Source organism: Micromonospora sp. NPDC003776 (assembly GCF_053605645.1).
In genome coordinates, this window is the sequence record NZ_JBSGJR010000447.1 from 1 (window position 1) to 6,000 (window position 6,000).

General features: G+C 73.8%; 6 protein-coding genes. 4 read left to right on the forward strand and 2 right to left on the reverse strand.

The annotated features are described in order from the left end of the window. The first annotated feature begins 158 nt into the window (after positions 1-158). From ACWEVO_RS27685 to ACWEVO_RS27700, 4 genes are all read left to right on the forward strand, one after another. Positions 159-743, forward strand: a complete 585-nt coding sequence (locus ACWEVO_RS27685) for a DUF2752 domain-containing protein (protein WP_452310426.1) — start codon at positions 159-161, stop codon at positions 741-743. A gap of 435 nt (positions 744-1,178) precedes the next feature. Next, entirely contained in the window at positions 1,179-1,916 is a 738-nt protein-coding gene (thyX, locus tag ACWEVO_RS27690; RefSeq protein WP_452310431.1) for an FAD-dependent thymidylate synthase, read from the forward strand. A gap of 53 nt (positions 1,917-1,969) precedes the next feature. Continuing rightward, complete coding sequence (gene dapA / locus ACWEVO_RS27695; protein WP_452310427.1) at positions 1,970-2,896, forward strand: 4-hydroxy-tetrahydrodipicolinate synthase; 927 nt, start codon at positions 1,970-1,972, stop codon at positions 2,894-2,896. A gap of 52 nt (positions 2,897-2,948) precedes the next feature. Then, the gene (locus ACWEVO_RS27700; RefSeq protein ID WP_452310428.1) at positions 2,949-4,637 is read left to right on the forward strand and encodes a ribonuclease J; all 1,689 of its coding nucleotides are present in this window, start codon (positions 2,949-2,951) and stop codon (positions 4,635-4,637) included. A 56-nt stretch (positions 4,638-4,693) separates the two neighbouring features. Here the strand turns inward: ACWEVO_RS27700 and ACWEVO_RS27705 are convergent, their stop codons facing one another. Together ACWEVO_RS27705 and ACWEVO_RS27710 are read right to left on the reverse strand one after the other, a co-directional pair. Then, positions 4,694-4,984, reverse strand: coding sequence for a YciI family protein (locus ACWEVO_RS27705; RefSeq protein ID WP_452310429.1), 291 nt, complete (start codon positions 4,982-4,984; stop codon positions 4,694-4,696). 10 nt (positions 4,985-4,994) lie between these two features. Further along, positions 4,995-6,000 (reverse strand): YbjN domain-containing protein (locus ACWEVO_RS27710; RefSeq protein WP_452310430.1); only part of this gene is annotated, 1,006 nt, incomplete at its 5' end.

A 6,000-nucleotide genomic window follows, 5' to 3' on the forward strand; every position in this document is an offset into this window, starting at 1 on the left:
AGCGGATGTCGGCCTGCTCGGTGTAGGCGGCCACCGGTTCCAGCCGGCCGTTCACCACCTCGACGTCGATCGAGCTGGCGCCCAGGTCCACCGAGACGCCCCGCCGGAGGGCGGCGATCTGGCGGCTCCGCTGGCCGCCGCGCTGGTGGGCGTGGCGGGTGTACGGTGAGCGCGTGACGAGCGTTGACCGGCCCGGCGCCCCGGCCGACCCGCAGACGGTCCCCGGCCCGTACGCCGCTGCCGCTCCCGCCGGCTCGCCGCACTGGCCGGCCGGGGTCGCCTACCCCCCGGTCGAGCCGGACCGGTTCACCCGACTCGTGCTGCGCCTGCACGCCCGCGCCCCGCGCTGGGCGGTGCCCCTCGCGGCGCTCGGCTGCGTCGGCGTCGGCATGGCGTACGCGCTGGTGAGCGACCCGACCAACGCCGAGCCGGACGCCCGCCCGACCTGCCTGCTCAAGCTCACCACCGGGCTGGACTGTCCGGGTTGCGGCGGCACCCGGGCCCTCTGGTACGTGCTGCACGGCGACCTGCCCGCCGCCGCCCGGCACCACTTCCTCTTCGTCTTCGCGCTGCCCTTCCTGGCGTACCTCTTCGTCACCTGGGCCGGGAACCGGGCGTTCGGCTGGCGACTGCCGGAGCTGCGGCTCAGCCCCAGGGTGATCGGCGCCTTCCTGGCGGTCTGGTTCGCCTTCTCGGTGGTCCGCAACCTGCCCTGGGCCCCGTTCACCTCGCTCTACGTCTGACCGATCCCCGGCCCTGACGACGCCCCGGCCCTGCCAGCCGCGGGCGGGGCCGGCATGGGGTTGCGACGCCCTTTCGAGCTGAGTCGGCGGTGACATCGCCGGGTCGGGACGGCGCGCGCCCGGTGATCCACCCGGTCTGCGGCATGGCGGGGTGCCCACGCTGTCGATTGCCGCGCTCTGCGGCGAACCGGGTCGATCACGGCGGCCCCGGCGAACGGGCCGTCAGCGGCCGGCCAGCCTGACGTCACGAACGACTCAGCTCGAAAGGCGGTCGAAGAGACCCGCTCGGGGTCGGTCCCGCTGCGAGATCTTGGACACTTGCCGCGCGCCACGGACGCGAAGTGTCCAAGATTCGCTGTGGTGCGGCGATTCACGTCGGCGTGCCCACGTTTCGCGAGCGGCGCAGCGGCCACTACAGTCGCAGGAATGCCGGAGATGGTGCAGCCCCAGGTCAAGCTGATCGCGTGGACCCAGTTCCAGGCCCCGGACGACGTGCCGTGGTCGACCGACGCCGAGGGCGGCCAGGCCCTCGCCGAGTTCGCCGGGCGCGCCTGCTACCAGAGCTGGAAGAAGCCGAACCCGGCCACCGCCACCAACGCCGGCTACCTGGCGCACATCCTCGACGTGGGCCACCTCTCCGTGCTGGAGCACGGCTCGGTGAGCTTCTACTTCGCCGGGGTGTCCCGGTCCTTCACCCACGAGCTGATCCGGCACCGGCACTTCTCGTACTCCCAGCTCTCCCAGCGGTACGTGCCGGAGCGGGACGCCGCCATGGTCGAGCCCGCGGTGATCGCGGACGACCCGGAGCTGCACAAGAAGTTCGTCGAGGCGACCGAGGCGGCCGTCCGGGCGTACACCGAGCTGCTGGAGGGGCTGGAGTCCCGCTTCACCGACGAGCCGAACCCCACGCTGCGCCGCAAGCAGGCCCGGCAGGCGGCCCGCGCGGTGCTGCCCAACGCCACCGAGACCCGGATCGTGGTCACCGGCAACTACCGGGCCTGGCGGCACTTCATCAAGATGCGCGCCACCGAGCACGCCGACGTGGAGATCCGCGAGCTGGCCATCGAGTGCCTGCGGCAGCTCCAGGGGGTCGCGCCGAACGTCTTCGCCGACTTCGTGATCTCCACGCTGCCCGACGGCACCGAGGTGGCCGCCAGCCCGCACGCCGAGTGAGTCCTGCGCCCTTCGCCGCCGGGGCCCCGGTGGTCGTCCGCTAGGTTGTGAACATGACGCACGACCACCCTGCCGCCCCGGACCGGGGCGCGTCGCGCCCCTTCGGGCGACTGATCACGGCCATGGTGACCCCGTTCACCGCCGACGGGTCCCTGGACCTGGACGGCGCCGTCCGGCTGGCCCGCCATCTCGTCGACGAGCAGGGCAACGACGCGCTGGTGCTGAACGGCACCACCGGCGAGTCGCCGACCACCACCGACGCGGAGAAGGAGTCCCTGATCCGCGCGGTCGCGGAGGCGGTTGGCGACCGGGCCCGGATCATCGCCGGCGTCGGCACCAACGACACCCGGCACACCATCGAGTTGGCCACCCAGGCGGAGAAGGCCGGCGCGCACGGCCTGCTGGTGGTCACCCCGTACTACAACAAGCCGCCGCAGAGCGGGCTGCTGCGGCACTTCACCGCGGTCGCCGACGCCACCGGGCTGCCGATCATGCTGTACGACATCCCGCACCGGGCCGGCACCGCGATCGCCACCGACACCCTGGTGAAGCTGGCCGAGCACGGCCGAATCGTCGCGGTCAAGGACGCCAAGGGCGACCTCACCGCCACCTCCTGGGTGCTCAGCCGCAGCGACCTGGCCTACTACAGCGGCGAGGACTCGCTGACCCTGCCCGCCCTCGCGGTCGGCGCGGTGGGCGTGGTCGGCACCTCGACCCACTTCACCGGGGTGCAGACCAAGCAGCTGATCGAGGCGTACGAGGCGGGGGACGTCGCCGGCGCGCTGGCGCTGCACCGTCGGCTGCTGCCCCTGTTCACCGGCATCTTCCGCACTCAGGGCGTGATCCTGGTGAAGGCGGGCCTGGCGGCCAAGGGGCTGCCGGCCGGCCCGGTGCGGCCGCCGCTGGTGGACGCCACCGCGGACGAACTGGCCCAGCTGCGCGCCGACTGCGCGGCGGCGGGCCTGCCCCTTCCCGAATGACCGAACGACACGACGGACGCCGCGTGACGGCGTCGCAGAATGAGGTGGACGCGTGACCGAGGCGCACATCGAGGGTGAACTTCCCCCGCCGCTGCCGGAGGGCGGCCTGCGGATCATCCCGCTGGGTGGGCTCGGCGCCATCGGCCGGAACATGACCGTCTTCGAGTACGAGGGCAAGCTGCTGATCGTCGACTGCGGGGTGCTCTTCCCCGACGTGGAGCAGCCGGGCGTGGACCTGATCCTGCCCGACTTCGGCCCGATCCTGGACCGGCTCGACGACGTGCAGGCGATCGTGCTCACCCACGGGCACGAGGACCACATCGGCGCGGTGCCGTACCTGCTCGCCCACAAGCCGGACATCCCGCTGGTCGGCTCCCAGTTCACCCTGGCCCTGGTCGAGGCGAAGCTGGCCGAGCGGCGGATCCAGCCGTACACGCTGACGGTCGCCGAGGGGCGGCGGGAGCGGCTCGGCCCGTTCGAGTGCGAGTTCTTCGCGGTCAACCACTCGATCCCGGACGCCCTGGCGGTGGCCATCCGCACCCCCGCCGGCCTGGTGCTGCACACCGGCGACTTCAAGATGGACCAGCTCCCGCTGGACGGCCGGATCACCGACCTGGCCGGGTTCGCCCGGCTCGGCGCCGAGGGCGTGGACCTGCTGCTGTCCGACTCCACCAACGCTGAGATCCCCGGCTTCGTGACGCCGGAGCGGGAGATCGGGCCGGTGCTCGACTCGATCTTCGCCAAGGCGCGCGGTCGGATCATCGTCGCCTCGTTCGCCTCGCACGTGCACCGCGTGCAGCAGGTCTTCGACTCGGCCGTCGAGCACGGCCGCAAGGTGGCGCTGATCGGCCGGTCGATGGTCCGCAACATGGGCATCGCCCGCGACCTCGGCCTGCTCAACATCCCGCCCGGCCTGGTGGTCGGGCTGGAGGAGGCCACCACGCTGCCGCCCGAGCAGATCGTGCTGATGTCCACCGGTTCCCAGGGCGAGCCGATGAGCGCCCTGGGCCGGATGGCCAGCGGCGACCACCGGCACATCACCATCGCCCCCGGCGACACGGTGGTGCTGGCCAGCTCCCTGGTGCCGGGCAACGAGACCTCGGTCTACCGGGTGATCAACCGGCTGGCCCGGGCCGGCGCCACGGTGATCCACAAGGACGTGGCCAAGGTGCACGTCTCCGGTCACGCCCCCGCCGGCGAACTGCTCTACCTGCTCAACGTCACCCGCCCGAGCAACCTGATGCCGGTGCACGGCGAGTGGCGGCACCTGCGGGCGCATGCCCGCCTCGGCATCGAGTCCGGCGTCGCGCCGGACCGGGTGGTGCTCTGCGAGGACGGCGACGTCGTCGACCTGGTCGACGGGCGGGCCAGCCTGGTCGGCCACGTGAAGAGCCGGTACGTCTACGTGGACGGACTGGCCGTCGGCGACGTCAGCGAGTCGCTGCTCACCGAGCGGCGGATCCTCGGCGACGGCGGCTTCATCGCCGCCACCGTGGTCGTCGACTCGGTGACCGGCAAGGTGGTCGGCGGGCCGACCGTCTCCGCGAAGGGCTTCTCCGAGGACCCGGAGGCGTTCAGCCCGGTGGTCCCGCTGGTCACCGAGGCGCTCAACCGGGCCGCTGCGGACGGCATCACCGACCCGCACCAGCTCCAGCAGATCGTCCGGCGCACCGTCGGCCGGTGGGTCAACGACGCGTACCGCCGCCGGCCGATGATCGTTCCGACCGTCGTCGAGGTCTGACCCCGACCGCTCCGCGCGCCGGTCCACCGCCCGTGGTGGACCGGCCGCTCCGGCGGTCAGCCCTCCCGCAGGTGCGCCAGGCCGTCGGCGACCCGGCCGGCGACGAACTCGGTGACCTCGTACGCGGCCACGCCCCGCTCGGCGAACGGATCGGTGGCCAGCCGCCGGTCCAGCTCGGCGCGGTCGAGCCCGGCGGCCAGGATCACCCCGCCGGTACGCGGCACCTTGCGGCCGGAGGCGAGGAAGACGCCGTCGGCGTACTGGCGCTCCACCCAGGCCAGGTGGTCGGGCAGGGCGGCGTCGACCTGGTCCAGGTCGGTCAGGTAGCTCAGGGTCACCACGAACACGCCGGCGATGTTAGCCCTCGGGCAGCGCGGCGACCGCCTCGGCGTACGCCACCCCGGTGCTCACCGCAGCGGTGACCAGCACGGCCAGCTGGGCCGGGGCCACCCCGTGCGCCAGGTCGGTGGTCACGTCGGCGGCCAGCACCAGCGCCCCGTCGCCCGGCTCGTGCACGTACGCGGCCGGCAGCAGCCGGTCGTGGTTCCAGGCGTTGCAGAACGCGTACGCCTCGGCCCGCCGGGTGGCCGGCAGCCGCCGGGTGCCCACCGCCCGGGCGTGCAGGATCTCCCCCTGCTGCCCGAGCCGGCGGAACTGGATCACCGCGGCGCCCCACCGCCCGATCACGGTGCCGTCCGGTTCCACCGCGTACGCGTCGCCCCGCGCGTCCAAGGCGGCGGTGAGCAGCGCCAGGCTCAGCGGCGTCACCTCCTCCTCGCCCGGCGGTCCCGGCTCGGCCGGGTCGTCCTCGGCGTCGCCGTCGAGCTCGTCCTCGGCGGGCAGCGGCGCCGGCTCGGCCAGCGGCCGTTCGGCCAGCCAGGAGGCGATCCGGCCGGACTGGTGGCCGGTGCCGTTGCGGGCGTCGAAGCTGCCGGCGAGCGTGGTGGCCAGGGCCTGCAGGTGCCCGCCGAGGGTGGCCACGTCCACCTCGGCCGCCGGTCGGGGGCCGTGACCGGGCCGGTGGATCCGGCGGTCGCCGAGACCGGCCTCGACGGCGAGCGCGCAGAGCAGCGACCCGGCGGCGGCGAACTCCATCGCGGACAGATCGTCCGCCGGGTGGTCCAGCCGGGGCAGCTGTTCGGCGAGCACGGCCAACCCGTGCGCCACATGTCCGCCCAGCGCGCAGAACCGCAGGTGCGCGGCGAGCAGCGGGAACGCCGACCGCTCCCGCCGGTGCCGGCGGTACGCCCGCACGTGCGCCCGGGCCGCCCGCGTCGCCGCGCCGGTACGCAGCCACGGCAGCAGCCCGGCCGCGAGGGCCCGCTCCGGCTGTTCGGTGCAGTCCACCTCGCCGTCCAGCGCC